General features: G+C 66.3%; 26 protein-coding genes and 1 tRNA gene. 17 read left to right on the top strand and 10 right to left on the bottom strand.

The annotated features are described in order from the left end of the window. The first annotated feature begins 23 nt into the window (after positions 1-23). The 6 genes from boxC (at position 24) to KHO18_RS13170 (ending at position 5,820) form a co-directional block, all read left to right on the top strand. Positions 24-1,682, top strand: coding sequence for a 2,3-epoxybenzoyl-CoA dihydrolase (gene boxC / locus KHO18_RS13195; protein ID WP_211943342.1), 1,659 nt, complete (start codon positions 24-26; stop codon positions 1,680-1,682). A gap of 45 nt (positions 1,683-1,727) precedes the next feature. Then, a complete protein-coding gene (gene boxB / locus KHO18_RS13190; protein ID WP_092292894.1) occupies positions 1,728-3,152 on the top strand; it encodes a benzoyl-CoA 2,3-epoxidase subunit BoxB in 1,425 nt (474 codons plus the stop codon). Between the two features lie 21 nt (positions 3,153-3,173). Next, positions 3,174-4,442 carry a benzoyl-CoA 2,3-epoxidase subunit BoxA gene (gene boxA / locus KHO18_RS13185; protein ID WP_144195782.1) on the top strand — a complete coding sequence of 423 codons (1,269 nt, stop codon included), beginning with the start codon at positions 3,174-3,176 and terminating at the stop codon, positions 4,440-4,442. Between the two features lie 78 nt (positions 4,443-4,520). Next, positions 4,521-4,910 (top strand): MbcA/ParS/Xre antitoxin family protein, encoded by a 390-nt coding sequence (locus tag KHO18_RS13180; protein ID WP_144195784.1) that lies wholly within the window; start codon positions 4,521-4,523, stop codon positions 4,908-4,910. Next, positions 4,870-5,619, top strand: coding sequence for an RES family NAD+ phosphorylase (locus KHO18_RS13175; protein ID WP_186296744.1), 750 nt, complete (start codon positions 4,870-4,872; stop codon positions 5,617-5,619). The genes KHO18_RS13180 and KHO18_RS13175 overlap by 41 nt, the downstream gene beginning before the upstream one ends. Positions 5,620-5,743: 124 nt before the next feature. Beyond that, positions 5,744-5,820 (top strand) — tRNA-Met (locus tag KHO18_RS13170). 73 nt (positions 5,821-5,893) lie between these two features. On the opposite strand, the gene KHO18_RS13165 is transcribed toward KHO18_RS13170, so the two are convergent. Next, positions 5,894-7,528 carry a hypothetical protein gene (locus KHO18_RS13165; RefSeq protein ID WP_244844774.1) on the bottom strand — a complete coding sequence of 545 codons (1,635 nt, stop codon included), beginning with the start codon at positions 7,526-7,528 and terminating at the stop codon, positions 5,894-5,896. A 212-nt stretch (positions 7,529-7,740) separates the two neighbouring features. Between KHO18_RS13165 and KHO18_RS13160 the strand changes: the two genes are divergently transcribed. The 9 genes from KHO18_RS13160 to KHO18_RS13120 all read left to right on the top strand — a co-directional run bounded on the left by KHO18_RS13160 (position 7,741) and on the right by KHO18_RS13120 (position 15,324). After that, complete coding sequence (locus KHO18_RS13160) at positions 7,741-8,043, top strand: hypothetical protein (RefSeq protein WP_144195786.1); 303 nt, start codon at positions 7,741-7,743, stop codon at positions 8,041-8,043. Positions 8,044-8,151: 108 nt separating this feature from the next. Then, entirely contained in the window at positions 8,152-8,793 is a 642-nt protein-coding gene (locus tag KHO18_RS13155; RefSeq protein WP_144195788.1) for an NUDIX hydrolase, read from the top strand. Between the two features lie 24 nt (positions 8,794-8,817). After that, positions 8,818-9,555 (top strand): leucyl/phenylalanyl-tRNA--protein transferase, encoded by a 738-nt coding sequence (gene aat / locus KHO18_RS13150; RefSeq protein WP_211943341.1) that lies wholly within the window; start codon positions 8,818-8,820, stop codon positions 9,553-9,555. Between the two features lie 73 nt (positions 9,556-9,628). Beyond that, positions 9,629-10,141: a MuF-C-terminal domain-containing protein gene (locus KHO18_RS13145; RefSeq protein WP_211943340.1), complete on the top strand. Its 513-nt coding sequence runs from the start codon at positions 9,629-9,631 to the stop codon at positions 10,139-10,141. Between the two features lie 202 nt (positions 10,142-10,343). Continuing rightward, positions 10,344-11,183, top strand: coding sequence for an arginyltransferase (locus tag KHO18_RS13140; protein ID WP_244844772.1), 840 nt, complete (start codon positions 10,344-10,346; stop codon positions 11,181-11,183). Between the two features lie 68 nt (positions 11,184-11,251). Then, positions 11,252-12,298 carry a quinone-dependent dihydroorotate dehydrogenase gene (locus tag KHO18_RS13135; protein WP_144195793.1) on the top strand — a complete coding sequence of 349 codons (1,047 nt, stop codon included), beginning with the start codon at positions 11,252-11,254 and terminating at the stop codon, positions 12,296-12,298. Between the two features lie 189 nt (positions 12,299-12,487). Beyond that, a complete protein-coding gene (locus KHO18_RS13130) occupies positions 12,488-13,471 on the top strand; it encodes an ABC transporter substrate-binding protein (protein WP_211943339.1) in 984 nt (327 codons plus the stop codon). A 160-nt stretch (positions 13,472-13,631) separates the two neighbouring features. Beyond that, positions 13,632-14,528, top strand: coding sequence for an ABC transporter permease (locus KHO18_RS13125; RefSeq protein ID WP_144195797.1), 897 nt, complete (start codon positions 13,632-13,634; stop codon positions 14,526-14,528). A 1-nt stretch (position 14,529) separates the two neighbouring features. Next, positions 14,530-15,324: an ABC transporter ATP-binding protein gene (locus tag KHO18_RS13120; protein WP_211943338.1), complete on the top strand. Its 795-nt coding sequence runs from the start codon at positions 14,530-14,532 to the stop codon at positions 15,322-15,324. Between the two features lie 76 nt (positions 15,325-15,400). Here the strand turns inward: KHO18_RS13120 and KHO18_RS13115 are convergent, their stop codons facing one another. From KHO18_RS13115 to KHO18_RS13105, 3 genes are read right to left on the bottom strand one after another with little or no spacing between them, the layout of a single operon-like run. After that, positions 15,401-15,676 (bottom strand): hypothetical protein, encoded by a 276-nt coding sequence (locus tag KHO18_RS13115; RefSeq protein ID WP_211943337.1) that lies wholly within the window; start codon positions 15,674-15,676, stop codon positions 15,401-15,403. Beyond that, positions 15,673-17,085, bottom strand: a complete 1,413-nt coding sequence (locus KHO18_RS13110; RefSeq protein ID WP_144195803.1) for a LutB/LldF family L-lactate oxidation iron-sulfur protein — start codon at positions 17,083-17,085, stop codon at positions 15,673-15,675. The genes KHO18_RS13115 and KHO18_RS13110 overlap by 4 nt, the downstream gene beginning before the upstream one ends. 24 nt (positions 17,086-17,109) lie before the next feature. After that, complete coding sequence (locus KHO18_RS13105) at positions 17,110-17,835, bottom strand: (Fe-S)-binding protein (RefSeq protein ID WP_144195805.1); 726 nt, start codon at positions 17,833-17,835, stop codon at positions 17,110-17,112. Positions 17,836-18,064: 229 nt separating this feature from the next. Between KHO18_RS13105 and KHO18_RS13100 the strand changes: the two genes are divergently transcribed. Continuing rightward, on the top strand, positions 18,065-18,853 hold the full coding sequence (locus KHO18_RS13100; RefSeq protein ID WP_144195807.1) for an IclR family transcriptional regulator: 789 nt from the start codon (positions 18,065-18,067) through the stop codon (positions 18,851-18,853). Between the two features lie 143 nt (positions 18,854-18,996). Here the strand turns inward: KHO18_RS13100 and pbpG are convergent, their stop codons facing one another. From pbpG to KHO18_RS13080, 4 genes are all read right to left on the bottom strand, one after another. Continuing rightward, positions 18,997-20,187 carry a D-alanyl-D-alanine endopeptidase gene (gene pbpG / locus KHO18_RS13095; RefSeq protein ID WP_211943336.1) on the bottom strand — a complete coding sequence of 397 codons (1,191 nt, stop codon included), beginning with the start codon at positions 20,185-20,187 and terminating at the stop codon, positions 18,997-18,999. 289 nt (positions 20,188-20,476) lie between these two features. Then, positions 20,477-21,232: a nitroreductase gene (locus KHO18_RS13090; RefSeq protein WP_244844770.1), complete on the bottom strand. Its 756-nt coding sequence runs from the start codon at positions 21,230-21,232 to the stop codon at positions 20,477-20,479. A gap of 34 nt (positions 21,233-21,266) precedes the next feature. Then, positions 21,267-21,710, bottom strand: a complete 444-nt coding sequence (locus KHO18_RS13085; RefSeq protein WP_144195811.1) for an acyl-CoA thioesterase — start codon at positions 21,708-21,710, stop codon at positions 21,267-21,269. 35 nt (positions 21,711-21,745) lie between these two features. After that, the gene (locus tag KHO18_RS13080) at positions 21,746-22,681 is read right to left on the bottom strand and encodes a histone deacetylase family protein (protein ID WP_144195813.1); all 936 of its coding nucleotides are present in this window, start codon (positions 22,679-22,681) and stop codon (positions 21,746-21,748) included. 441 nt (positions 22,682-23,122) lie between these two features. Here KHO18_RS13080 and phaP1 point away from each other — a divergent pair, with 441 nt between their 5' ends. Further along, positions 23,123-23,701, top strand: a complete 579-nt coding sequence (gene phaP1, locus KHO18_RS13075) for a TIGR01841 family phasin PhaP1 (RefSeq protein WP_144195815.1) — start codon at positions 23,123-23,125, stop codon at positions 23,699-23,701. Between the two features lie 112 nt (positions 23,702-23,813). Here phaP1 and KHO18_RS13070 read toward each other — a convergent pair whose 3' ends face one another. Together KHO18_RS13070 and lpdA are read right to left on the bottom strand one after the other, a co-directional pair. Next, positions 23,814-24,626: an SAM-dependent methyltransferase gene (locus KHO18_RS13070; RefSeq protein ID WP_211943335.1), complete on the bottom strand. Its 813-nt coding sequence runs from the start codon at positions 24,624-24,626 to the stop codon at positions 23,814-23,816. 184 nt (positions 24,627-24,810) lie between these two features. Then, a partial coding sequence (lpdA, locus tag KHO18_RS13065; protein ID WP_211943334.1) for a dihydrolipoyl dehydrogenase occupies positions 24,811-26,328 on the bottom strand: 1,518 nt, incomplete at its 5' end.

The following is a 26,328-nucleotide window of genomic DNA, read 5'->3' as shown; positions in this document are numbered from 1 at the left end:
AGTGCATCAAGGAGACACGCCCCATGTCGGTCCCGGCCCCGGTTACCTTTGCGCGCCATCCGTCCCAATATCGCCACTGGCTGCTGACCTTTGACGGTCCCGTCGCCACGCTGTCCATGAACGTGGACGAGGAAGGCGGTCTGCGGCCCGGCTACGCGCTGAAGCTGAATTCCTACGATCTTGGCGTCGATATCGAACTGCACGACGCCCTGCAACGCATCCGCTTCGAGCATCCCGAAGTGCGCACCGTGGTGCTGACCAGCGCCCGCGAGCGCATTTTCTGCTCGGGCGCCAATATCTTCATGCTCGGCAAGTCCAGCCACGCCTGGAAGGTGAACTTCTGCAAGTTCACCAACGAGACACGCAACGGCATCGAGGACGCCAGCCGCCATTCCGGCATCAAGTTCATCGCCGCCTGCAACGGCACCACGGCCGGCGGCGGGTACGAACTGGCGCTGGCTTGCGATGAAATCCTGCTGGTGGATGACCGCTCCTCCGCGGTCAGCCTGCCCGAAGTGCCGCTGCTCGGCGTGCTGCCCGGCACCGGCGGCCTGACGCGCGTGACCGACAAGCGCCGCGTGCGCCGCGACCACGCCGACATCTTCTGCCTGACCACCGAGGGCGTGCGCGGCCAGCGCGCCAAGGACTGGAAGCTGGTGGACGATGTGGTCAAACCCGCGCGCTTCACCGAACACGTGCGCGAGCGGGCGCAGGCGCTGGCCGCCCTGAGCGACCGCCCTGCCGACGCCAAAGGTGTGCCGCTAACGCCACTAACAAGACAGGACGCCGCCGATGGCTACCGCTACGACACCGTGCGCGTGGAGATCGACACCGCCGCGCGCCGCGCCACGCTGACGGTCTCGGCACCCGCCGCCGACCAGCCCCGCGACCTCGACGCCATCCTGGCCGCCGGCGCCCAGTGGTGGCCGCTCAAGATGGCGCGCGAACTCGACGACGCCATCCTCACGCTGCGCACCAATCACCTCGATATCGGCATGTGGATCCTCAAGACCGAGGGCGATGCCGCCGAGGTGCTGGCGGCCGATACGCTGATGGATGCCCACGCCAGCCACTGGTTCGTGCGCGAGACCATCGGCATGCTGCGCCGGACGCTGGCGCGGCTGGACGTCTCGTCGCGCAGCCTGTTCGCGCTGATCGAGCCGAGCTCCTGCTTCGCCGGCACCCTGCTCGAACTGGCGCTGGCCGCCGACCGCAGCTACATGCTCCAACTGCCGGATGACCCGGAGACGACGCCGCGCCTGGTCCCCCATGGGGCCAATTTCGGACGATATCCGATGCCGAACGGCCTCTCGCGGCTCGCCGCGCGCTTCTATGAAGACGCCGCCGCCATCGAGGCTGTACGCGCCCAGGTCGGCCAGCCGCTGGACGGCGCGCAGGCCGAGGCGCTGGGGCTGGTGACGGCCGCGCCGGACGACATCGACTGGGAAGACGAGATCCGCATCGCGCTGGAGGAACGCGCGAGCCTCTCCCCCGACGCCCTCACCGGCCTGGAAGCCAACCTGCGCTTCGGCCCGCGCGAGACCATGGAGACGCGCATTTTCGGCCGGCTCACCGCCTGGCAGAACTGGATCTTCAATCGACCCAACGCCGTGGGCGAGCAAGGCGCGCTCAAGGTATTCGGCACCGGCAACAAGGCACGTTTCGACTGGGACCGGGTCTGACCGCCCCCTTCGATCCTTCGACAAAAGACCAAGGAGACCCCGGCCATGAGCATCGACTACAGCCAGAAGATTCCGAACAACGTGAACCTCTCCGATGACCGCGCCCTGCAGCGCGCGCTGGAGCACTGGCAGCCCGCCTTCCTCGACTGGTGGCGCGACATGGGCCCCGATGGCTCGCATAACTACGATGTCTACCTGCGCACGGCGGTCTCGGTGGACCCGTCCGGCTGGGCCCACTTCGACCATGTGAAGATGCCCGACTACCGCTGGGGCATCTTCCTGCAACCGGCCGACGCCGAGCGCAAGATCCACTTCGGTGAGCACAAGGGGCAGGCCGCGTGGCAGGAAGTGCCGGGCGAACACCGCGCCAACCTGCGCCGCATCATCGTCACGCAGGGCGATACCGAGCCGGCGTCCGTGGAGCAGCAGCGCCACCTGGGCCTGACCGCGCCGTCGCTCTATGACCTGCGCAACCTGTTCCAGGTGAATGTGGAGGAAGGCCGCCACCTCTGGGCGATGGTCTACCTGCTACACCGCCACTTCGGCCGCGATGGCCGCGAGGAAGCCGAGGCGCTGCTGGGCCGCCGCTCGGGCGACGAGGACAACCCGCGCATCCTGGGCGCGTTCAACGAGCGCACGCCAGACTGGCTCGCCTTCTTCATGTTCACCTACTTCACGGACCGCGACGGCAAGTTCCAGCTCTGCGCGCTGGCCGAGTCCGGCTTCGACCCGCTGGCGCGCACCACGCGCTTCATGCTGACCGAGGAAGCCCACCACATGTTCGTGGGCGAGAGCGGCGTTTCGCGCGTGATCCAGCGTACCTGCGAGGTCATGCGCGAGCGCGACATCCAGGACCCGGCCGACGTGCGCGCCGCCGGGGTAATCGACCTGGAAACCATCCAGCGCTACCTGAACTTCCACTACAGCGTGACGATCGACCTGTTCGGCGCCGACCAGTCCTCCAACGCGGCCACGTTCTACAGCGCCGGGCTGAAGGGCCGCTTCGAGGAAGGCAAGCGCGGCGACGACCACGTGCTCAAGGGCGACGTGTACCGCATTCTCGACGTGCGCGACGGCAAGCTGGCCGAGCGCGAGGTGCCGATGCTCAATGCCCTGAACGAGGTGCTGCGCGACGACTACATCAAGGATTCGGTCGGCGGCGTGGCGCGCTGGAACAAGGTGATCGAGAAGGCCGGCATCCCGTTCCGGCTGACCGTGCCGCACAAGGCGTTCAACCGCAAGATCGGCACCTTCGCCAATGTGCACGTCTCGCCCACTGGCGAAGTGCTGAGCGAGGCCGCCTGGCAGGCCAACGCGGACACCTGGCTGGCCACTGACGCGGACCGCGCCTTCGTGGCCTCGCTGATGGGCCGCGTGGTGGAGCCGGGCCGCTACGCCAACTGGATCGCCCCGCCGGCGGTGGGCGTGAACCGCCAGCCGGTGGACTTCGAATACGTGCGCTTCAACTAGATCACTGGACAAGAGGCAGACATGGGCGCGCCCGACATCATCAAGCAGCACCTGATCGATCCGGAAATCTGCATTCGCTGCAACACCTGCGAAGACACCTGCCCGATCGACGCCATCACCCACGACGACCGCAACTACGTGGTCAAGGCCGAGGTCTGCAACGGCTGCAACGCGTGCCTGTCGCCCTGCCCGACGGGCGCCATCGACAACTGGCGCACGATGCTGCGCGGCGAGGCGTATCCGATCGACGCCCAACTGCTCTGGGATGAGCTGCCGCCCGAGGTGCCGCTGCCCGAGGCGGAGATCGACGCGGCAACCTCCGCCTCCGCGACTGCCGCCGAGGCACTCGCCCAGGCCGCCGCCGGGGCTGGCACGGCGCCCGCCAGCGACGTGCAGGCCGTGGAGACCAGCCGCCACACCTCGCCCAAGGCGCCGTGGTCGGCCGCGCATCCCTATGTCAACCTGCATGGCGTGCGCGCGCCGGTGTCGGCCACGGTGGCCGGCAACTACCGGCTGACGGCCGAGGACGCGTCGAGCGACATCCATCACATCGTGCTGGACTTCGGCAACCAGTTCTTCCCGGTGCTGGAGGGGCAGGCCATCGGCATCGTGCCGCCCGGTACCGATGCGTCGGGCAAGCCGCACTACATCCGCATGTACTCGGTGGCCAGCCCGCGCGACGGCGAGCGCCCCGGCTACAACAACCTCGCGCTGACCGTGAAGCGCGTGGACCAGGACCACGACGGGCAGCCGGTACGCGGCGTGGCGTCGAATTTCCTGTGCGACCTGGCCAAGGGCGACACGGTGCAGGTCGTCGGCCCCTTCGGTAGCACTTTCCTGATGCCGAACCACCGCGAGGCCAGCGTGATGATGATCTGCACGGGCACCGGCTCCGCGCCAATGCGGGCGATGACCGAGCGCATGCGTCGCAACATGGCGAGTTTCGATGGGCGCCGCCTGCTGTTCTTCGGCGCACGCAACCAGCGCGAATTGCCCTACTTCGGCCCGCTGCTGAAGCTGCCCAAGGACTTCCTCGACATTCACTTCGCTTTCTCCCGCGATGCCGAGATGCCGCGCCGCTATGTGCAGGATGCGATACGCGAAGCGGGCCCGCAGGTGGCCGCGCTGCTGGCCGACCCGCATGGCCATGTGTACATCTGCGGCCTGAAGGGGATGGAGGAAGGCGTGCTGGCCGCGTTCGCCGAGGTCCGCGCGGCGGCAGGCCAGTCCTGGCCGGACCTGGAGGCCACGCTGCGCGCCGAGGGCCGGCTTCATATTGAGACGTATTAGGCACCTATCGGCCTATGTCACGGCCTTTCCTTCTGAAATACACCGCCTATAATGTTTCCCAAGAAAGGAGCATAGGCGATGCAATCTCATCAGATTCCGGAGACCGAGCCCGCCGGCGGCGTGAACCCCGGCGCCACGCTCACCAAGGCCGTGATGCGCGCGGCAGGCTTTCTTGGCATCAGCCAGGCCATCGTGGCCAGCGTGCTGGGCATCAGCACCGCGTCGGTCTCGCGCATGGCGTCCGGCGGCTATGTGCTTGATGCGCACCGCAAGGAGTGGGAATTCGGCGTGCTGTTCGTGCGCCTGTTCCGCTCGCTCGATGCCATCCTCGGCCACGACGAGCAGGCGCGGCTGTGGCTCACCCATGACAACCTCGCGCTCGGCGGCAAGCCGCTCGAACTGATTCGCACCACGGAAGGACTCGTACGTGTCGTTCACTATCTGGACGCCACCCGCGGTCGCATCTGAGCGCAAGCCGTACGCGCTCAAACTGTGGCGGGCGGTGGAGGCCCAGCATGTGGTCTCGACCATGCCCCTGGTGGACAGCCTCGAGGAACAGGCCGTGCTCGAAGCCGTGCTCGACGCCGGCAAGCCTGCCGTGCCTGCCGACGCACGCCACCTCCATTACCTGATCTTCACGCCCTTCCGCTATCCGCCCTCGCCCTGGGGCTCGCGCTTTCGCGGCGGGCAAGACCCGGGCGTGTTCTATGGCGCCGACGCCATCCGCACGGCCTGTGCCGAACTGGGCTACTGGCGCTGGCGCTTCTTGCTCGACAGCCCCGCGCTGCCCCGCATCGACGCCCGCGCGCAGACACTGTTCCAGGTCAGCGTGAAGACCGATGGCGTGGCGCTGGACGCCGCCCCATTCCATGAAGACCCCCGCTGGATCGACCCGGACGACCACGCGCCCTGCCAGGCCTTTGGCCGTCTGGCGCGCGAAGCCGGGCTGGGCCTGATCCGCTACACCTCCGTACGCGACCCCGAGCGCGGCCCGTGTGCGGCGGTGCTGACGCCACGCGCCTTCGACCAGCCCAACCCGCTCGCCACCACCACGTGGATGCTGACCGTTCGGCCGGACCGCGTGATCTGGCAACGCGACGACCTGCAGCAGCGCGACAGTTTCGAGTTCGAAGCGACGCTGTGGCAGCGCACAAGCGAAACCCCGAAATCGACCTGAACGCGCCCCCTGCGAAACGCTCTAACAGGAAGACGGGTGCCGCTTGCACGGTACTCATCAGAAGCCGAGAGACAAAGGTGTTGCATTGCGCAAACGGTTGCCATATACTCTCAGCTTCGACGGACGCGGGGTGGAGCAGTCTGGCAGCTCGTCGGGCTCATAACCCGAAGGTCGCAGGTTCAAATCCTGCCCCCGCAACCAACCGCCGGAACGAACAAGCAGCAACAAGAAAACCCGCCCATTCAGGCGGGTTTTTTGTTTTCTATCCGATCACTTATTTGGATTTGGCGGTCGCCCCGTACCTCACGCGCGTCGGGCCACCAACGCTGTTGAACAGCAGGTCGCCATTCGGCAACGACTGGATCAGCGCATAGGCGCCGTTGCCCAGATTGTCCTGCCCGAAGATCGAGCGATGGACCGTCTTGCCGGTTTCCCAGTCCATCCCGGTCACTTCCCAGCCATCCTTCTTGGCGTAGCCATTCACGAACACGATCCGCGATGGCCCGCTCACGGTCGGGACCATGCTCGTGGACACCACATCATTGCGCGTCCACACCGAGCGCCACCCCTTGGTCTTCGTATCCCACTCGAAGCGCTCCGCCCCGGTGGCCGGCGTCAGCGCCGGGCCGCCCGCGAGAACATCGACCAGCCGATCGGCCACGCCCTTCGGCCGGATATTGTTCACCACGAAGGCGCCGTAGCCCAGTGCCACCACCGATTGCTCGGACTGGACGTAGGGCGTGCTGGCCGGCAGCCCGCAGGTGACCTGGATCTGATCGGCAATGCGGCTCGACTTCGTGCCGGGCCGCTGCGTGAAGCCGGCCGGGATCTCATCGCGCCAGAACGCCACCAGCTTCATGCGGTCCGAGCCGTCGGTGATGACCACCAGCTTGTCCGCATCGTCGCCAAAGCCCATCAGGGTCGGCGTGGAGCCCGTGCCGTTGCCGAACTTCACGCTCGGCATCGGCGTCTGGCCCGAGTCATAGGCCGATTCCCAGGCGCCGTGGGCGGCGTCGCGGGACAGCGTCTTCCCGGTCCACACCAGCTTGCGCATCATCTTGTCGGAAGCGATATAGATCCCGTTCTTCTCATCGACGGCCATCGCGTTGGAGACGATCTCCCCTTCCGGGAACTGGAAAGCGTCGCCGACGGGCTTGAAATCGCGGTCGAGCACGCGGATGGACTGCGCGGCGGCCACCACCAAATTCCCGTCATACGTCATATTCAGCATCACGCCGCCGGCATTCTCGAGCGCGGTCAGGCGGTCCTTGAGATCGATCGTCCGCAATAGCTTGATGCCGGCTTCCGGGCGCTTCGGATCGATCAGCCCATAGGCGCGGACCGCGGAGCGATTGGTCGCATACAGCACGCCATCCTTGCCCGACACCACGTAGATATTGGCGCTGATCCGCTTGCGGTCCAGCGCCAGGTCGGTCTTGACCGCCTTCTCCACGCGCGCGACATCGTCCAGCGGCTCGGCGAGGATCTTGTCGAGCAGACCGGCGGGCAGCGGCTTGGCGTCCGGGTCCGGCAGCCGGGCTACCTCGCGCCAGCCGCCATTGCTGACATCCACATAGGAGACACCGCCCGTGGAGGCCGCCCACATATAGCGCGGTGAGGGCGTGGCCAGCGTCATGATGCTGATCGGCCCGGCCTGCACACGCGGCGCCTTGCGCAGATCGACATGGAAGGTGCCGCGCGGGAGCGCATAAGGCATCACGTCGGTCTGAGCGGGGTCGAAATGGGTGAGCGCGTACGCTTCCGCGGCAAGGAAGGGATTGGGGCGAGGCTTGCTGACGGCGGCGCCGCCCTCCTTCGCCGTCACGGCCATCGCCGGGACGCTCGCGCCCAGCAGCATGGCCATTGCCAGGGCGGTTCCACTGAACCGCACCACGTGTCTTGTTTTCATCTTTCTGCTCCGCGTTGGAATGAAGCGGCCGATGGTAGGCATCGCCGTCCATTCAGGCGAGGGCGCAGGGAACGTAATCGCCACAGACTTGATGCGGGTCATGTTCAAGACGCCGGGGATGCAACATGCATCACTTTCCAAGGTCAATCCATGGCGGTAGACGCCCGAGGTCCGTAGGGTTCATCTCACACGTCACTGAAGGAGAAACCAACATGACCATGCGTAGCACGAAATCGATGGCGATCTGGGCGGCGGCTTGCACGGTTTGTGCCGCGCTGGCGGGCGGCGCGGCCTTCGCCCAAGGCAGCGGCGGCAGCCATACCCAGGCCAAGCCGACGGCCCAGAAGCCGGCCCACGGCGCAAAGGGTCACCGCAACGACCGGCCCGCGCCGGTCAACCTGCCAGACCCCCGCAAGGGCAAGGCGGACATCGTGCCGCCAGACCGCCCCGAGGACTGGGTGCCGACTGCCGGCCCGGGCGCGGCAGGCGGCGCAAAGGCAACCCAGCGCAAGTAACCCGCCTCCCCGAGACAGCGCGATGTGCACCCCAGGAGCGCACATCGCGCCCACAGCGGCCGGGCGGCGCGGTGATACACTTGGCGCCATTCCTCCCGGACGCCCCTCATGAAATTCTGCTCGAACTGTGGTCATGCGGTTGTCCTGCGCGTACCCGAAGGCGACAATCGCCCGCGCAGCGTATGCGACGGCTGCGGCACCATCCACTATGTCAATCCCCGCAACGTCGTGGGCACGATCCCGGTCTGGGAAGACAAGATCCTGATCTGCAAGCGCGCCATCGAGCCCCGCTACGGGTTCTGGACGCTGCCGGCCGGCTTCATGGAGATTGGCGAGACCACGGCCCAGGCCGCCTCGCGCGAGACCCTCGAGGAAGCCGGCGCCCGCGTGGAAGTGGGCGAACTGTTCTCGATCCTCAACGTGCCGCACGTGCACCAGGTGCATCTGTTCTACCTGGCGACGATGCAGGACCTGGACATCGCCCCGGGCGAGGAAAGCCTCGAGGTCAAGCTGGTCGATGAAGCCGATGTGCCCTGGGACGACCTGGCCTTTCCCACCGTCATCCACACGCTGCGCTGCTTCTTCGCCGACCGCGCGGCAGGCCGGATCGCCGATGGCAGCTTCCGCCTGCACAGCCTCGACATCGACAAGCCGATGCGGCCGCTGACCAGCCGTGCCACGGTGACGCCGCTGTCGGCGGCCGAGGCGTCCCAGGCCACGTCGCCCGCCTCGCCGCCCGTCACCCCCTGAACCCGGGCGACGCCCCGCCGCCCCATGATCACCTGGCTGGACCCACAGGACCCGTTTCCGCCTGTCGAGCGGGCGCTCGGCCCGGCCAGCGATGCACCCGGCCTGCTCGCGGCCAGCCGCGACCTCTCGCCGCAACGGCTGCTGCTGGCCTACCGGCAAGGTATCTTCCCGTGGTATTCCGAAGGCCAGCCGGTGCTCTGGTGGAGCACCGACCCGCGCATGGTGCTGACGCCGCAGGCGCTCAAGGTCTCCGCCACGCTGCGCAAGACACTACGCCGCACGCTACGCGACCCCGACTGGGAAATCCGTGTCGACGATGATTTCATCGCCGTGATGCGCTCATGCGCCATGACCGCCCGCGACGGCCAGTTCGGCACGTGGATCACCGACGACATCGTCAGCGCCTACGGCGCGCTGCACCGCGCCGGCCGCGCCCACTCCGTGGAAAGCTGGTATCGGGGCGAGCGCGTGGGCGGCCTCTACGGCGTGGCGCTGGGCCGCATGTTCTATGGCGAGTCGATGTTCGCGCAGCGCACCGACGCCTCCAAGATCGCCCTGGCCGCGCTCTGCGCCTTCCTCGACCAACACGGCGTGACGATGATCGACTGCCAGCAGGAAACCGACCACCTGGCCTCCCTCGGCGCCCGCCCCATCCCCCGCGCAGACTTCGTCGCCCACGTCCGGGCCGCCACCGCCCAGCCCGACATCGTGCCGTGGCAGTTCGACAAGTCTGTGCTGGCACGCTGGGCGCCAGCTGTTTGACGCAGCGCAAATCCGCCTGAAGGCAGGTGGGCAGACACTCGCTACTTCGCGTGTCGTGCCGTTCACCTGCCGGATGAAAGACCCCAACTACGATCTCGTTCTCAAGACCACCTGTGCCACGCTGCTGACCGACAAGGCCAACACGGTGATGGGGCTCGCCATCCGGCTCGGCACCACGCCGCGCCGCTATCTGGAACTTGGTTTTCCCGACCTTCCACTGGCCGTGAAGGTCGCCAATGTCGAGAAAATGCTGTTCCGGCGCAACGTGCCGCGGCGATTTCTGGAAGGGATCTATGGCACCCTGCTGGCACCCAAGGCGATCTTCAGGTCACACACCCGTCCGCATGATGTGAACGCGGTAGTGCTGTCCTTCGACACCATTCATCTGGGCCCGCTCGTTGCCATCCTGCATGCGGACAAGCAAATCGGCCGCGCCCGTTGCAACGAGCTCGCGAGCATCTATGCGAAGGAAGACAGGGATTTCGAGCGCGTGTGGCGCGCCAAGGGGCTACTGCTTTGGGAGGGGGCCAGCGAACGTGGCGACATGCCCACCATGACGGTGGCGCACAAAAGAAAAACCGCCTGAGAGACACGACTGTCCGGCTCTGATTGCCATAAGTGGGACGCCTCTCAAGCGGTCTGGCCAGTATATGACCTTCGCCCCATCATTGCAACGCCAGCGGATCTGCACCGCGTTGCACACGCCGCCCGGTTTGCTCTGATAGACTGCCAGACAGGATGCCGCCACGCGGTGTCCGCCGCCTCCGTCTTTTCGTCATGAGCGAGCCATGAGCAAGCTGAAGGAACTTCCGCTCTCCGCGTTGCAGTTTTACGCAACGGCGCCCTACGCTTGCAGCTATCTCGATGGCCGCATGGCGCGCTCGCAGGTGGCCACGCCCGCGCACCTGATCAATGCCGATGTCTACTCCCGGCTGGTGCGCGCCGGCTTCCGCCGCAGCGGCATCTTCACCTATCGCCCCTATTGCGACGAATGCCGCGCCTGCACGCCGTGCCGCGTGCTGGTGGACCAGTTCCACCCGGACCGCAGCCAGCGCCGCGCCTGGCGCCAGCACGAGGGCCTGCAGGCGCTGGTGGCGCCGCTGACCTACGTCGAGGAGCATTACGCGCTGTATCTGCTCTATCAGTCGATGCGCCACGCCGGCGGCGGCATGGACCAGGACAGCCGGGACCAGTACGAGCAGTTCCTGCTGCAAAGCCGCGTGAACTCGCGGCTGGTGGAGTTCCGCGAACCGCCGGGCTCGCCCGAGGCGGGCCGCCTGCGCATGGTCAGCATGATCGATGTGCTCGACGACGGCCTGTCGTCGGTCTACACCTTCTATGACCCGATGGCCGTCGGCGCGAGCTACGGCACCTACAACATCCTCTGGCAGATCAACCAGACCCGCGAGCTGGGCCTGCCGCACCTCTATCTGGGCTACTGGATCGCCGACAGCCGCAAGATGGCCTACAAGGCGCGCTTCCGGCCGCTCCAGGTGCTCACGGGCAACCAGTGGCATCCGTTCGACGACGATGCTGTTGTACCCAACCCCGCACCGAAGCCCGCACCCAACGCCGCACCGGCCACCACGCCGGCCGCGGCACCCCAACCGGGGCCCGCCCAGGCGTAGCGCCTGCCGCACGCTACAATGCCGCCCTGGTACCGACTTCACGCCGGCCGCGGCCGCGCCCCCTCCCCGTGCTCAACGCGCTCTATCCCCTGTTTCGCCCCGCCCTGTTCTCCATGGATGCGGAGGATGCCCACCATTTCACGCTGAACAACCTCATGCGCGCCCAGCGCATGGGCCTGGCCGGTTGCCTTGGCAACACCATCGCCGCCGATCCGCGCACCGTCATGGGCGTGCGCTTCCCGAACCCCGTGGGGCTGGCGGCCGGTCTCGACAAGGACGGCGCGTACATCGACGGTCTTGCCGCGTTCGGCTTCGGCTTTATCGAGGTGGGCACGGTCACGCCGCGCGCCCAGCCCGGCAACCCGCGTCCGCGCATGTTCCGGCTGCCGCAGGCCGATGCGCTGATCAACCGCATGGGCTTCAACAATGGCGGCGTGGATGCCTTCGTGGCCAACGTGCAGGCGTCGCGCTGGAAGGCCGAGGGCGGCGTGCTGGGCCTGAATATCGGCAAGAACGCCGACACCCCGATCGAGCGCGCGGCTGACGACTACCTCTACTGCCTCGAGCGCGTCTATCCGCACGCGAGCTACGTGACGGTGAACATCTCGTCGCCGAATACCAAGAACCTGCGCCAGCTGCAGGGCGCGAGCGAGCTGGACAGCCTGCTCTCCACGCTGAAAACCGCCCAGCAGCGCCTGGCCGACCAGCACAAGCGCTATGTGCCGCTGGCGCTGAAGATTGCGCCGGACCTGGACGACGACCAGATCCGCAATATCGGCGATGCGCTGGTGCGGCACGGCATCGACGGGGTGATTGCCACCAACACCACGATCTCGCGCGAGGCGGTCCAGGGCCTGCCGCATGCCGAGGAAGCGGGCGGCCTCTCCGGGCGCCCGGTGTTCGAATCCTCCACCCGCGTGGTGCGCGCCTTGCGCGCCGTGGTGGGCGATGCCCTGCCGATCGTCGGCGTGGGCGGCATCTTCAGCGGCGCCGACGCGCGCGCGAAGATCGATGCCGGCGCGCAACTGGTCCAGGTCTACAGCGGCCTGATCTACCGCGGCCCCGCCCTGGTGCGGGACTGCGCCGCCGCCTTGCGCCACCCCGTTGCCGGTTGAGGATGTTGCACCGCAACACATTCACGAAAATCGGCTTCCTGGCGCAATAATTTGCGGCACGCCTCGCCCGCCGAGGCGTTTAACAGCAGGATATGGCCGACCGGTGCACTAAAAGAGAGCCGCGGGAGGCCCGAAAATGGTATCCTCGCAGGCTTCAAAAGTACCGAACCCTCGGGGGAGAACCATTACATGCTGCGTCTTCAGTCGCGCCTCAAGGCATCCACCCAAACCATTCTCGGCGGCGTGGTCGCGCTGTCGGTGCTGTACGGCGGCGCCGTGCAGGCCCAGACCGTGAAAGTGCTGTCGATCGTCGATCACCCGGCGCTCGACGCCATCCGCGACGGCGTGCGCGCCGAACTGAAGGCTGCCGGCTATGACGCCGACAAGAACCTGAAGTGGGAATACCAGAGCGCGCAGGGCAACACCGGCACCGCCGCCCAGATCGCCCGCAAGTTCGTCGGCGACCAGCCGAACGCGATTGTCGCCATCGCCACGCCGTCCGCGCAGGCCGTGGTGGCCGCCACCAAGACCGTGCCGGTGGTGTACTCGGGCGTGACGGACCCCGTGGCTGCCCAACTGGTCAAGGGCTGGGGCGCCACCGGCACCAACGTGACCGGCGTCTCGGACAAGCTGCCGCTGGACAAGCAGGTCGCCCTGATCCAGCGCGTGGTGCCCAAGGTCAAGACCGTCGGCATGGTCTACAACCCCGGCGAAGCCAACTCGGTGGTGGTGGTCAAGGAACTGAAGGAACTGCTGGCCAAGCAGGGCCTGACGCTGAAGGAAGCCGCCGCGCCGCGTACCGTGGATATCGGCCCGGCTGCCAAGAGCCTGATCGGCAAGGTCGATGTGATCTATACGAACACCGACAACAACGTGGTCTCGGCCTACGAGGCGCTGGTGAAGGTGGCCAACGAGTCGAAGATTCCGCTGGTGGCCGCTGACACGGACAGCGTGAAGCGTGGCGCCGTGGCCGCGCTGGGCATCAACTACAGCGACCTGGGCCACCAGACCGGCAAGGTTGTCGTGCGCATCCTGAAGGGCGAGAAGCCCGGCGCGATTGCCTCGCAGACCTCGGACAACCTCGAACTGTTCGTGAACACCAGCGCCGCCGCCAAGCAGGGCGTGACGCTGGCGCCGGAACTGGTCAAGGAAGCCAAGACCGTCATCAAGTAAGACCCGCAACGGACCGCGCCGCCCCCGAGGGGTTGCGCGGCCTGACGCTCTCCGGCCCCGGCCCGGCCTATCCGGCCGGCCGGGGCCTCCGGACCGCAGCGCGCTCGTCGCCTACCCGGCGCGCGACAGCCCGGCCGGCCCCCCGCAACAGGATTTCCCCATGTCCCTCTTTTCCCTTATGGGCGCCCTGGAGATCGGCCTGATCTTCAGCCTCGTGGCCCTCGGGGTGCTGATCTCGTTCCGCATCCTGAATTTCCCCGATCTCACCGTCGATGGCAGCTTTCCGCTCGGCGGCGCCGTGGCGGCCACGCTGATCGCCGCTGGCCAGGACCCCTTCCTGGCCACATTCGCCGCCATCGCGGCCGGCGGGGTGGCCGGATGGATCACCGGCTGGCTCAACGTGCGGCTCAAGATCATGGATCTGCTGGCCAGTATCCTGATGATGATCGCGCTGTACTCGGTCAACCTGCGCATCATGGGCCGCCCGAACGTGCCGCTGATTACCGAGCCGACCCTGTTCACGGTGCTCCAGCCCGAGTGGCTGCCAGACTACCTGCTGCGCCCGCTGGTGCTGCTGGTGGTGGTGATCGTGGCGAAGGTCGGCCTGGACTGGTTCTTCTCATCGCAACTGGGCCTGGCGATGCGCGCCACCGGTGCCAATCCGCGCATGGCGCGGTCGCAGGGCGTGCCTACGGGCCGTGCCACGCTGGCCGGCATGGCGCTCTCCAACGGGCTGGTGGCGCTGGCCGGCGCGCTGTTCGCGCAAACCCAGGGCGGGTCCGACATCTCGATGGGCATCGGCACCATCGTGATCGGCCTGGCCGCCGTGATCATCGGCGAGACCATCCTGCCGGCGCGGCGTCTGGTCTATGTGACGCTGGCCGTGGTGCTGGGCGCCATCCTGTACCGATTCTTCATCGCGCTGGCGCTGAACACGGAGTTCATTGGCCTCAAGGCGCAGGATCTGAATCTGGTGACGGCGGCGCTGGTGACGCTGGCGCTGGTGCTGCCGGCCACGCGCAAGAAGCTGTTTGGCCGCAAGAACGGAGGTGCCTGAGATGCTGCGCGCACAAGACCTGAAGCTGACCTTCAACCCCGGCACGCCGATCGAGAACCGCGCGCTGCGCGGCCTGAACCTGGAGATCCCGAGCGGCCAGTTCGTGGCCGTGATCGGCTCCAACGGCGCCGGCAAGTCCACCTTCCTGAACGCCGTCAGCGGCGACCAGATGGTGGATAGCGGCCGCATCACCATCGACGACATCGACGTGACCCGGCAGCCCGCCTGGGACCGCGCCCATCTGGTGGCCCGCGTGTTCCAGGACCCGATGGCCGGCACCTGCGAGGCGCTGACCATCGAGGAAAACATGGCGCTGGCCATGGCGCGCGGCTCGCGGCGCAGCTTCCGCCCGGCGCTGAACAAGGCGTCGCGCGAGCTGTTCCGCGACAAGCTGCGGCTGCTGAACCTCGGGCTTGAGAATCGTCTGACGGACCGGATCGGCCTGCTGTCCGGCGGCCAGCGGCAGGCGGTGAGCCTGCTGATGGCATCGCTCCAGCCGTCGCGCATCCTGCTACTCGACGAGCACACGGCCGCGCTGGACCCGAAAACCGCCGCCTTTGTGCTGGAGTTGACCGCGCGGATCGTCTCGGAAAGCAAGCTCACGACGATGATGGTGACGCACTCGATGCGGCAGGCGCTGGACTACGGGGAGCGCACGGTGATGCTGCACCAGGGGCAGGTGGTACTGGATGTGTCAGGCGACCAGCGCAAGGGCCTCGACGTGCCCGACCTGCTGCGGATGTTCGAGCAGACCCGGCATGAGCAGCTGGATGATGACGCGCTGCTGCTGAGCTGAACTGAGCTGAATCGAAAGGGAAGAAAGACGGCCGGGGGTGCTCCCCGGCCGTTGTCGTTTACGTGGCTGACGCCCGTTACGCCGTCTCGGCCCTGTCCAGCCAGCGCTTGAGCTGGTCCGTGACGGCCGTGCTCGAGAACGAGCAGCTGTCCTGGGTGAACACCGCCGACATCTCCAGGCGGCGTAGCAATTCCTCCATCGCCTGGCTGAAAACCGGCGGCAGCGTCAAAGACGTGGCCGCCGCGCGCCACGCGCCGACGAGATCCGCCACCGGCATCGTACCGGCCACATGGCTCGCCAATGCCTCGCGCATCGCGTTCAGTGCGCGCTGGTTGTCCTGGTGCGTACTCATGCGCGCGCCCTCCTCTCCTTGTACAACTCGCGGAAGGTCCGGCCGCTCGGCGCGGGCATGTCGCGCGTGTCGGTCCAGCCCTTGCCCGCCATCGGCAGGCTGGCAATCAGCCGATTCCGGCCACCCATCCGCGCCAGCAGGCGCGCGCCCATGCGCGTGGCGAAGGCGTAGAGCGCCGGGCGGCGCGCCACATAGCCCCAGACCTGCAGCGACAGCCGCTCCTGCCACGGGCGCAGGCCGCGTTCCATCTGCTTCTCGCGCAGCTTGCGCAGCAGGTCTGAGAGCGGGATCGACGCAGGACACACTCTGTTGCACTCGCCGCAAAGTGTGGCGGCCTGGGGCAGATCGACCGCATTGGCGAGGCCGACATAACTCGGCGTCAGCACGCTGCCCATCGGTCCCGGGTAGACCCAGCCATAGGCATGGCCGCCGATCTTCTGGTACACCGGGCAGTGGTTCATGCAGGCGCCGCAGCGGATGCAGCGCAGCATCTCCTGGAATTCGCCGCCGATCAGGCCGGTCCGGCCGCCATCCACAAGCACGAAGTACATATGCTCGGGGCCGTCGCGCTCGCCCTCGGCGCGCGGGCCGGTCAGCAGCGAGAAATAGTTGGAAATCGCCTGCCCGGTAGCCGAGCGCGGCAGCAGCCGCATCACCGTGGCCAGGTCTTCCAGTGTCGGCAACACCTTCTCGATGCCGGTAACGGCCACGTGCACGCGCGGCATGACGGTGCACATGCCCTCGTTGCCCTCGTTGGTCACCACGGCCACCGAGCCCGTCTCGGCAATGATGAAGTTACCCCCCGTCACGCCCATGTCGGCGGACAGGAACTCGGGCCGCAGCACCTCGCGCGCCTCACGGGTCATCTGCGGGATGTCGGTCAGGCGCGGCTTGTGGTGGACCCGCGCGAACAGGTCGGCAATCTCGTCCTTGTCCTTGTGGATCACGGGCGCGATGATGTGCGACGGCGGCTCGGCATCGTTGATCTGGAGGATGTACTCGCCCAGATCGGTCTCGATGCTCTGCACGCCCATCTCGCCCAGCACCTGGTTCAGGCGCATCTCCTCGGTCACCATCGACTTGCTCTTGATGACCTTCTTCACGCCATGCTTCTGCGCGATCTCGGCCACCAGGCGGGCTGCGTCGGCGGTGGTCTCGGCGAACAGCACCGTGGCGCCGCGCCTGGTCGCATTTTCTTCAAACTTGGCGAGCCAGACGTCGAGGTTTTCCAGCGCGCGGTTGCGGCGCTCCTTGAGCGCGGCGCGCGTGGCGTCGAAGTCGATGTCGCGGATCGCATCGGCCCGCGCCGTCACGAACTTGGTCGACAGTTTCTTGAGGTTCTGCTGCAGGCGCTGGTCGGCGAGCTTCTGCCCGGCCCGCGCCTTGAATTCCATGCTGTGGACTTGCATCGTATTTTGCCGAGGTTCGATCGATCAGGCGTCGCCCGCCAGGACCTGCGCAATGTGCAGCACGCGGGTGCGCGTATCGCCGGACCGGCGCAGCCGGCCTTCGATATTGAGCATGCAGCCAAGGTCGCCCAGCACCACGGCGTCGGCGCCGCTGGCCTGGATGTTGGCGCATTTCTCGTCGACGATGGCCGTCGAGATATTGCCGTACTTTACCGAGAACGTACCGCCGAAGCCGCAGCAGGCCTCGCAATCCTTCATCTCGGTCAGCTGCACGCCGGGCAGCTTGCCGAGCAGCGCGCGCGGCTGCTGCTTGACGCCGAGTTCGCGCAGGCCGGAGCAGGAGTCGTGATAGGTGACGTGGCCGGAAAACGCCGAGTCGACGGTCTCGATCTTGGCCACGTTGGCCAGGAAATCGGTCAGTTCGTAGACACGCTCGCGCAGGCGCTCGTAGCGGCCGTGGAGTTCGGGGTCGTCGCGCAGCAGGTCCTGGTAGTGCGCGCGGACCATGCCGCCGCAGGAGCCCGAGGGGATCACCACGTAGTCGAACATCTCGAACTCACGCAGGAATTTTTCGGCGAGGTCGCGCGAGACGGCGCGCTCGCCCGAGTTGTAGGCGGGCTGGCCGCAGCAGGTCTGCGCCTCGGGCACCATGACCTCGTAACCCGCCGATTCCAGCAGCTTCAGCACCGAAAACCCGATCTCCGGGCGCATGAGGTCCACCAGACAGGTGGCGAACAGTCCGATTCGCATCGCTTCCTTTTATCCAGACCCGAAACCTCGCAATTATGCGCCCCCGCCGCGCCGCTGCGGGCAGCGCGCGCCGCAAACTTGTTCATCCCCGCGCGCAATGCCGCTCATGCGAAAGCGGCCCCGTCATTGGATAGGAATCCCGGTAATTGCATTTCACCTATTGAAATTTTCACAATGCGAGATAGAATCAGGCAAACGCTTAATTTGCCGCATGGCAACATTTCCTCCTATGGCAGAAGCAGACAAGTCACCCGGCAAGACCTCCATCCAGGTCATCGAACGCATGATGACGCTGCTGGATGCGCTCGCCCAGCACGCGGACCCCGTCAGTCTCAAGGAGTTGTCGCTGGCCACCGGCCTGCATCCGTCCACGGCACACCGCATTCTCAATGACATGGTGGCGTGCCGTTTCGTGGATCGCTCGGACCCCGGCAGCTATCGGCTCGGCATGCGGCTGCTGGAACTCGGCAACCTCGTGAAGGCACGGCTGTCCGTGCGCGATGCGGCACTCGCACCGATGCGTGCGCTGCACCGCGTCACCGGGCAGACCGTGAACCTCTCGGTGCGTCAGGGCGATGAAATCGTCTATATCGAGCGCGCCTACAGCGAGCGCTCGGGCATGCAGGTGGTGCGCGCCATCGGTGGCCGCGCCCCCCTGCACCTGACCTCGGTCGGCAAGCTGTTCCTGGCCGCCGACGAGGCCGGGCGCGTGCGCAGCTATGCCACGCGCACCGGGCTGGCCGGGCATACGGGGACGTCGATCACGGACATCGCCAAGCTGGAGCGCGAACTGAGCTGGGTGCGCACCAACGGCTATGCGCGCGACAACGAGGAACTGGAGCTGGGCGTGCGCTGCATTGCGGCTGGCATCTACGACGACTCGCGCCGGCTGGTGGCCGGGCTGTCGCTGTCCGCGCCGGCAGACCGCCTGCAGGACAGCTGGCTGCAGAACCTCAAGGACACCGCGCTGCAGATTTCGCGCGGCATGGGCTACGTGGCGGACGCCGTGTCGGCCTGATTGGGCCTGATTGGGCCTGATTGGGCCTGATTGGGCCTGATTGGGCCTGAGCACCCCTGAGCGCCCCCGCGCACTCCCCCCAAAAAGAAACGCGCCGACGGGCTGCCCCGCGGCGCGTTTTCAATTGGCGGCGGCTACCTGGATCAGGTGCCGCGTGCCTGCTGCGAGGCCAGGATCGCGTGCGCCGCGTGCGGCGCGCTAGGACCCTGCGTAAGGTTTGGGGAGGCCGGGAACGGCCGTTGCGGGCCCTGCACCGACGGCTGGTGCTCAAGCCACGTGCGCACGCGCGTGGCATCGGCAAAGCGCGACAGCTTGCCCACGGAGTCGAGGAACACCATCACCACGTTGCGGTCGTTCACGCGGGCCTGCATCACCAGGCATTGGCCGGCTTCCGAGATGAAACCGGTCTTCTGCAGGCCGATCTCCCAGTTGCCGCCGCGCACGAGGCGGTTGGTGCTCACGTAATGGAGCGGACGGCCCAGCACGTTCACTTCATGCTCGGTCTGGGTCGAGAATTCGCGGATGGTCGGGTTGCGGTAAGCGGCATTGACCAGGCGGGCCAGGTCCATCGCACTCGACACATTGCTGCTGGAAAGACCGCTCGAATCGACAAAGTGGCTGTCGTTCATGCCGAGTTCGCGCGCCTTGCGGTTCATCGCGCTCACAAACGCCGGCAGGCCGCCCGGATAGCTGCGGCCCAGCACCGAAGCGGCACGGTTTTCCGACGACATCAGCGCCAGCAGCATCATTTCATGGCGGGTCAGCTGCGTGCCAAAGCGCAGGCGCGAGCTGCTGTGCTTCTCGGTGTCGCGGTCTTCCTCGCTCACCGTCAGCACTTCGTCCATCGGCAGGCGGGAATCCATGACCACCAGCGCGGTCATCAGCTTGGTGATCGAAGCGATCGGCAGCACCGCCGTCGGATTTTTCTGAAACAGGACTTCGTTCGTGTTCTGGTCCAACACCAGCGCCACGGAGGAACGCAGCGCGAGCGCATCTTCCGTATCGCGCAGGCCCATGGCCTCGGCGAGCGTCGGTTTCGACGGTACGAAGGCCGCGCGAACCGGCTGTGCACGGCTGGCCATCACGGCCTTCTTGCCGTGCCGCAGCACGATCACCTTCCGCGAAGACGATGACCGCTCCTTCGCAGAAGCGACCTTTTTAGTGGATTTGGTAGCAGTTGCCTGCTTTTTAGCCGAGGTTTTCGTCACAGTCGACTTCGTCGCTGCGTACGTCACCGGCGCGGCCAGCATGGACACCGACACCAGCGCCGAGGTGGCGATGGCGGTCAGGGGCATGCTGAAGAGTCGGGAAATAAAGGATTTGGACCGGAACATGATCTGTTCAGCGCGGCATTTGGTGGAATGGCGCTAGTTTAGGAAATAAAGAAATTGTTAGCAAGATTAAAGACTTACGAAGGCTCTTTAAAGTTCGATTCGCAAACAATTCCATATTGCGGAAAATATGGCGTATTCGCCATTTTTAGCGCCCGTGATGGTCGTGCGCATTCGTATGTCGACAACTGCGCACAATGCTTCGCACCTATATAAGAAACCGCTTCCCTAACAACAATATCGGCGGCTTTCGTGAAATCCTCATCAGGGGAAACCTCAATCCGGCGCAAAGTCATGAGAGGAAACGCGCGAACTCGCTCACCGGTTCACGCTCCGTGACCAATTGGTTGGCCGTCGCCTCCGGGTCCGCGTAGCCCAGCGACATGCCGCACACCACCATCTCGTTCTCGGTCAGCCGCAGCTGGCTGGCCAGGATGCTGTGGAATTGCGTGAACGCCGCCTGGGGGCAGGTATCGAGCCCGCGGGCCCGCGCTGCCACCATGATGCTTTGCAGGAACATGCCGTAGTCGAGCCAGCTGCCCTGCTCCATGATCCGGTCGATCGTGAAGATCAGGCCGACCGGCGCATCGAAGAAGCGGAAGTTGCGGGCGTGCTGCTCGTGCATGCGCGCCTTGTCCTCGCGACTGATCTCCAGCAGGCCGTACAGGTCCCAGCCCACCTTGCGGCGGCGCGCCAGGTACGGGTTGACCCACTCGCGCGGATAGTACGGGTATTCCTCGCGGTACTTGGTGTCGCGCTCGGGGTCATGGTAGGCGGCCAGCACATCGGCGCAGAGCCGCGCCTTGGCGTCGCCCGAGAGCACGTAGACCCGCCACGGCTGGGTGTTGGTGCCGGACGGTGCGCGGCTGGCCACGGCGAGGATGTCCTCGATGGTCTCGCGCGAGACCGGGGTATCCAGGAACGCCCGGATCGAGCGGCGCGTGGTGATGGCGCGGTCGACGATCGCCGCGGAATCGGTCAGGCTCGTATCGCCGGTGGCGGAAGTGACTTCAAGGGTGTCGCGGGGGGCGGCGCCGGGCTTGGACATGCTTGGGGGTCTCCGGGTTATTGTGTGTTATTGATCACTCTGCACTTGGCCGCACCAGCGGTGTCAGCGCCAGACGCAATGCGGGCGGCAGCGCTGCGGGGCGGCGTGTTGCACGATCCACATAGACATGGACGAAATGGCCCTGCGCGGCAGCCACCTCGTCGTCGTTGCGGAACAGGCCCACCTCGTAGCGCACGCTCGAGTTGCCCAGTCGGGCCACGCGCAGACCGGCCACGACGGTGTCCGGGAACGAGAGCGACGAGAAATAGTTGCATTGCGTCTCGATCACCAGCCCGATGGTCTCGCCCGCCTCGATGTCCAGCACGCCCGCCCGGATCAGGTAGGTGTTCACGACGGTATCGAAGTAACTGTAGTAAACAACGTTGTTCACGTGGCCATAGACATCGTTGTCCATCCAGCGCGTGGTGATTGGCTGGAAATGCGCGTAGGCGCTGCGGGTGTCCGGTTGTGGCTTCATCGGCATCGGCGTTTTTGTTGTGATGTGTTGCGATCTCAATAAGCTGCCGCCGCAGCGGCGGTCGCCCCGGCGCCGTAGCGCTGGTGGTGGCGCGCGGCCAGCCGCACGGTCTGGGTGTGCACGGCCACGGTGTCCTCGATCTGGTTGCCGTAGCCGCCGGCCATGGCCACGGCCATCGGCAGGCGCCGTGCGAGGGCGGATTCGAACACCAGCGTGTCGCGTCGGGCCAGGCCGGCCAGCGTCAGGCGCAGCCGGCCCAGGCGGTCGCCCTCATGGGGATCGGCGCCGGCGAGGTAAATCAGCAGTTCGGGATCGAAGCGTGCGTAGAGCGTATCCAGCGCGCCAGCCAGCGCCGCCGCGTAGGTATCGTCATCGCAGCCGTCCGGCAGGCCGACGTCGAGGTCACTCGCCTCCTTCCGGAACGGATAGTTCTTCTCGCCATGGAGCGACAGCGTGAACACGCTGGGGTCGTCGCGCAGGATCGACGCCGTGCCGTTGCCCTGATGCACGTCGAGGTCGATCACAGCCACGCGGCGCACGCGCCCTTCGCGCTGCATCTGGCGCGCGGCGATGGCGGCATCGTTGAACACGCAGAAGCCGCCGCCCTTGTCGGCATAGGCATGATGGGTGCCGCCGGCGAGGTTGACCGCGATCCCTTCCGTCATCGCCGTACGGCAGGCGGCCATCGTCGCGCCGGCCGAGCGCCGCGAGCGCTCCACCATCTCGTGCGACCACGGGAAGCCGATCTCGCGCTGTCGGGCGGCATCGAGCCGGCCGGAAGACACATCGGCGATGTAGTCGGCGGTATGGGCCAGTGCCAGCGCCGCGTCGTCGGCGCGGGGCGCCTCGTGCAGGGTCAGGCCCGGCACTTCACGCACCACCGCGTCTCGCAGCATGCTGTACTTGCGCATCGGGAAGCGATGGCCGGGCGGCAGCGGCAGGACGAAGTGGTCGGCGTAGAAAGCTTGCATCGGGGCGGATCGGGGGGATCGGGCGGGAAATTCCCGGGAAGTGACGGTGCGTGACCATTTATCGACCGGGCAGTCTGCGATGGTAGCACCGCGTTCCGCATTGCGTGAAAACGTATCAAACAGCAGACCTTCCCCGCGTTGCATCATGGCAGTCGCATCGGGATAAACCCTTGCCCGGCGCCCCTTACGTGGTCATTACGACGCATATGTCTGCTCAATGTCTGCTATTTCTTGTGCAGTGCAACAAAACCGCTTGACAGGCTTTTTTCTGCCCTTAGAATAGGAATTGTTGCGGCGCATCAAAGCTTTTTAACAAGCCCGGTTCGACCGCACACCAATACATCGCTCGGGCTGGCCAGGACATTGCGTTCATGGCTTTGACATTCGGGCGGATTAATTTCTATTTTGCTTGACCTTGAAGTTCACCACTGGAGACCAGCAATGATCCTGACCCCGGAACAAGTTGCAGCCGCACAAAAAGCCAACCTGGAAACCCTGTTCGGTCTGACCACCAAAGCATTCGAAGGCGTTGAAAAGCTTGTCGAACTGAACATGCAAGTGGTCAAGGCGACCTTTGCCGAAAACGTCGACAACGCCAAGAAGGCCCTGTCCGCCAAGGATGCCCAGGAACTGCTGGCCATCCAGGCTTCGCTGGTGCAGCCGGTTGCCGAAAAGACCCTGGCGTACTCGCGTCACCTGTATGAAATCGCCTCGGAAACGCAGAGCGAGTTCACCAAGGTGGCCGAAGCCCAACTGGCCGAAGGCACGAAGAACGTGCAAGCGCTCGTCGAGAACTTCGCCAAGAACGCCCCGGCCGGTTCGGAATCGACCGTCGCCATCGTGAAGTCGGCCATCTCGGCCGCCAACAACGCGTACGAGTCGGTCCAGAAGGCCACGAAGCAAGCCGTGGAAATGGCCGAAACCAACTTCCAGGCCGCCGCCACCGCCGCAACCAAGGCTGCTCAGCAAGCCTCGGCCACGGCCCGCACGGCTACCAAGAAGCCGGCTGCCACCGCCTGAGCGGTAGCGCCCTCGCCCGCCCCGCGCACCGGCTCCGGCCACGGCGCCGGGTCGGCAAGAACCCGGCCCCTCTGATGAGGGGCCGGGTTTTTTTTCGTCCCGAGATATTGCGCTACGGCTTGAGGAACGTGGCGCGCCACGGCTCGCCACCCTCGATGGCGCCCTGCATCTCGCGGCCATCCACGTGGCCGACGTAGCGCTCGTCATCGATCGTGAAGACGATCTCCGTGCCGCGCACGCGGCCGTCCCATACCGGCGTCGACCGCTCGCCTTCGCGCATCACGCCTTCCAGCTTCTGGAACGTCTGCGACAGCACCAGCAGCTTGTTCCCCATCGCCCAGATCCCTGCCACCCTGGCCGGCACCAGCCACAGGTAGACGCCGCACGGTCCCCGGCAGGCCTCGACGCTCGGCACGTACTCATCCGGCCGCCAGTCCGCCATATCGAACGAATTCGAGACGATTCGCGTGCCAGGCCGCAAGCCGAGCAACGTGGGGCGAAGACGCAGGTTCACGCTCGGCAGCAGGAACAGCGTGACGACCGTGGCATCGGAAAAATCCGACTTGAAGATGTCCGCGCGCTCGAAGGTGGCGCGGCCGGCCACGCCTTCGGCCCGGGCAGTGCGCCGGGACAGTTCGACCAGTTCATTGTTGAACTCGATGCCGCGCGCGGTGGCGCCGCGCTTGGCAGCAGTAATGACCAGGCGGCCATCCCCGGAGCCCAGATCGACGAGCCGATCCTCGGGCGTCAGCTTCGCCATGTCGAGCATCTGGTTCACCAGCGGCTGGGGCGTCGGGATCCAGATCACGTCCTTGCCCGGCTGGCCCATCGACGGCTTGCTGCCCGGTTCGTCAAATTGCGACCAGGCTGCGCCGGGCAGGAGCACCAGGCACAGCACGGCGGCAAGCAGGTGTGTCTTCCGCATCGTGTTCACCCAACGATGCTAGGAGATCGGCCCCGGAATCGCCACGCCGGATGGACAGCCCCGCCGCTGTTCGCCCTGCCCGCTCGCGGCCGGCGCCCGCTGGCTCCGCTTGGCGGTTAATTGCGAAATATCAATCCAAAAGAAAACCCGCCGGGATGGCGGGCTTTCTCGTTGCGGCCGAAGCTTAGCGCTTGCGCGGCGGCGGCACGTCCGTGCAGACGCCTTCGTAGATCTCGGCTGCCATGCCGATCGACTCGCCCAGCGTCGGGTGCGGGTGGATCGTTTTGCCGATATCCACGGCGTCGGCGCCCATCTCGATGGCCAGGCACACTTCGCTGATCAGGTCGCCCGCATGGGTGCCGACGATGCCGCCGCCGATGATCCGGTGCGTCTCCTCGTCGAAAATCAGCTTGGTGAAGCCCTCGTCGCGGCCATTGGCGATGGCGCGGCCCGAGGCGGCCCAAGGGAAGGTGCCCTTGCCGTACTTGATGCCCTGCGCCTTGCACTGCTCCTCGGTCAGGCCGGCCCAGGCCACTTCCGGATCGGTGTAGGCCACCGACGGGATCTGCTTGACGTCGAAGTAAGCCTTCTCGCCGTGCGCGGCCTCGGCTGCCACGTGTGCCTCATGCACTGCCTTGTGCGCCAGCATCGGCTGGCCGACGATGTCGCCGATGGCGAAGATATGCGGCACGTTCGTGCGCAGCTGGTTGTCCACCTCGATGAAGCCGCGGTCGGTCACCGTCACGCCCGCCTTCTCGGCGCCAATCTTCTTGCCGTTCGGCACACGGCCGACCGACACCAGCACCAGGTCGTAGCGCTGGGGCTCGGCCGGCGCGGCCTCGCCCTCGAACTTCACGTAGATGCCGTCCGGCTTGGCTTCCACGCCCACCGTCTTGGTCTTCAGCATCACGTTGTCGAAACGCTGCTTGTTCATCTTGTCCCAGACCTTGACGAGGTCGCGGTCCGCGCCCTGCATCAGGCCGTCGAGCATTTCCACCACGTCGATGCGCGCGCCGAGCGTGCTGTACACCGTGGCCATTTCCAGCCCGATGATGCCGCCGCCAATCACCAGCATCTTGTTGGGGATGTCCGGCAGCTCCAGCGCGCCGGTCGAATCGACGATGCGCGGGTCCTCGGGCACGAACGGCAGCTTCACGGCCTGGCTGCCGGCGGCGATGATCGCCTTCTCGAAGCGGATCACCGTCTTCTTGCCGGTCGTGGCCTTGGCGTCACCTTCGGTTTCCTGCACCTCAAGATGATGCGGGTCCAGGAACGTGCCGATGCCGCGCACCACCTGCACCTTGCGCGCGCGGGCCATGCCGGCCAGACCGCCGGTCAGCTTGCCGACCACGGTTTCCTTGTAGTGGCGCAGGCCATCCAGGTCGATCTTGGCTTCGCCGAACAGGATGCCGTGCGCGGCCAACGCCTTGGCTTCGTCGATCACGGCCGCGTTGTGCAGCAGCGCCTTCGACGGGATGCAGCCCACGTTCAGGCAGACGCCGCCGAGCGAGCCGTAGCGTTCCACCAGCACGGTGTTCATGCCGAGATCCGCTGAGCGGAACGCGGCCGAGTAGCCGCCGGGGCCGGCGCCGAGCACGAGCATGTCGCACTGGATGTCGGCGCTGCCGGCATGCGTGGCGGCGGCCGGCGCCGGGGCCGGAGCGGCCTTCGGTGCAGCGGCGGCCGGGGCGGCAGCGGCAGC

The sequence above is a fragment of the Cupriavidus campinensis genome (genome assembly GCF_905397395.1).
Lineage (GTDB): Bacteria > Pseudomonadota > Gammaproteobacteria > Burkholderiales > Burkholderiaceae > Cupriavidus > Cupriavidus campinensis.
Note: the sequence above shows the minus strand (reverse complement) of the source record. Positions and strands in the feature narration are given on the sequence as shown.

What these genes read in the sequence shown, in the direction of transcription:
- boxC (WP_211943342.1), top strand. Translation starts at nt 24, where the DNA reads ATGTCGGTCCCGGCCCCGGTTACCTTTGCGCGCCATCCGTCCCAATAT.
- aat (WP_211943341.1), top strand. Translation starts at nt 8,818, where the DNA reads ATGATCACCTGGCTGGACCCACAGGACCCGTTTCCGCCTGTCGAGCGG.
- KHO18_RS13110 (WP_144195803.1), bottom strand. Translation starts at nt 17,085, where the DNA reads ATGCAAGTCCACAGCATGGAATTCAAGGCGCGGGCCGGGCAGAAGCTC.
- boxB (WP_092292894.1), top strand. Translation starts at nt 1,728, where the DNA reads ATGAGCATCGACTACAGCCAGAAGATTCCGAACAACGTGAACCTCTCC.
- KHO18_RS13105 (WP_144195805.1), bottom strand. Translation starts at nt 17,835, where the DNA reads ATGCGAATCGGACTGTTCGCCACCTGTCTGGTGGACCTCATGCGCCCG.
- KHO18_RS13100 (WP_144195807.1), top strand. Translation starts at nt 18,065, where the DNA reads ATGGCAGAAGCAGACAAGTCACCCGGCAAGACCTCCATCCAGGTCATC.
- KHO18_RS13125 (WP_144195797.1), top strand. Translation starts at nt 13,632, where the DNA reads ATGTCCCTCTTTTCCCTTATGGGCGCCCTGGAGATCGGCCTGATCTTC.
- boxA (WP_144195782.1), top strand. Translation starts at nt 3,174, where the DNA reads ATGGGCGCGCCCGACATCATCAAGCAGCACCTGATCGATCCGGAAATC.
- KHO18_RS13130 (WP_211943339.1), top strand. Translation starts at nt 12,488, where the DNA reads ATGCTGCGTCTTCAGTCGCGCCTCAAGGCATCCACCCAAACCATTCTC.
- KHO18_RS13090 (WP_244844770.1), bottom strand. Translation starts at nt 21,232, where the DNA reads ATGTCCAAGCCCGGCGCCGCCCCCCGCGACACCCTTGAAGTCACTTCC.
- KHO18_RS13165 (WP_244844774.1), bottom strand. Translation starts at nt 7,528, where the DNA reads ATGAAAACAAGACACGTGGTGCGGTTCAGTGGAACCGCCCTGGCAATG.
- KHO18_RS13140 (WP_244844772.1), top strand. Translation starts at nt 10,344, where the DNA reads ATGAGCAAGCTGAAGGAACTTCCGCTCTCCGCGTTGCAGTTTTACGCA.
- KHO18_RS13180 (WP_144195784.1), top strand. Translation starts at nt 4,521, where the DNA reads ATGCAATCTCATCAGATTCCGGAGACCGAGCCCGCCGGCGGCGTGAAC.
- KHO18_RS13120 (WP_211943338.1), top strand. Translation starts at nt 14,530, where the DNA reads ATGCTGCGCGCACAAGACCTGAAGCTGACCTTCAACCCCGGCACGCCG.
- KHO18_RS13155 (WP_144195788.1), top strand. Translation starts at nt 8,152, where the DNA reads ATGAAATTCTGCTCGAACTGTGGTCATGCGGTTGTCCTGCGCGTACCC.
- phaP1 (WP_144195815.1), top strand. Translation starts at nt 23,123, where the DNA reads ATGATCCTGACCCCGGAACAAGTTGCAGCCGCACAAAAAGCCAACCTG.
- KHO18_RS13160 (WP_144195786.1), top strand. Translation starts at nt 7,741, where the DNA reads ATGACCATGCGTAGCACGAAATCGATGGCGATCTGGGCGGCGGCTTGC.
- KHO18_RS13080 (WP_144195813.1), bottom strand. Translation starts at nt 22,681, where the DNA reads ATGCAAGCTTTCTACGCCGACCACTTCGTCCTGCCGCTGCCGCCCGGC.
- KHO18_RS13085 (WP_144195811.1), bottom strand. Translation starts at nt 21,710, where the DNA reads ATGAAGCCACAACCGGACACCCGCAGCGCCTACGCGCATTTCCAGCCA.
- KHO18_RS13115 (WP_211943337.1), bottom strand. Translation starts at nt 15,676, where the DNA reads ATGAGTACGCACCAGGACAACCAGCGCGCACTGAACGCGATGCGCGAG.
- KHO18_RS13070 (WP_211943335.1), bottom strand. Translation starts at nt 24,626, where the DNA reads ATGCGGAAGACACACCTGCTTGCCGCCGTGCTGTGCCTGGTGCTCCTG.
- KHO18_RS13145 (WP_211943340.1), top strand. Translation starts at nt 9,629, where the DNA reads ATGAAAGACCCCAACTACGATCTCGTTCTCAAGACCACCTGTGCCACG.
- pbpG (WP_211943336.1), bottom strand. Translation starts at nt 20,187, where the DNA reads ATGTTCCGGTCCAAATCCTTTATTTCCCGACTCTTCAGCATGCCCCTG.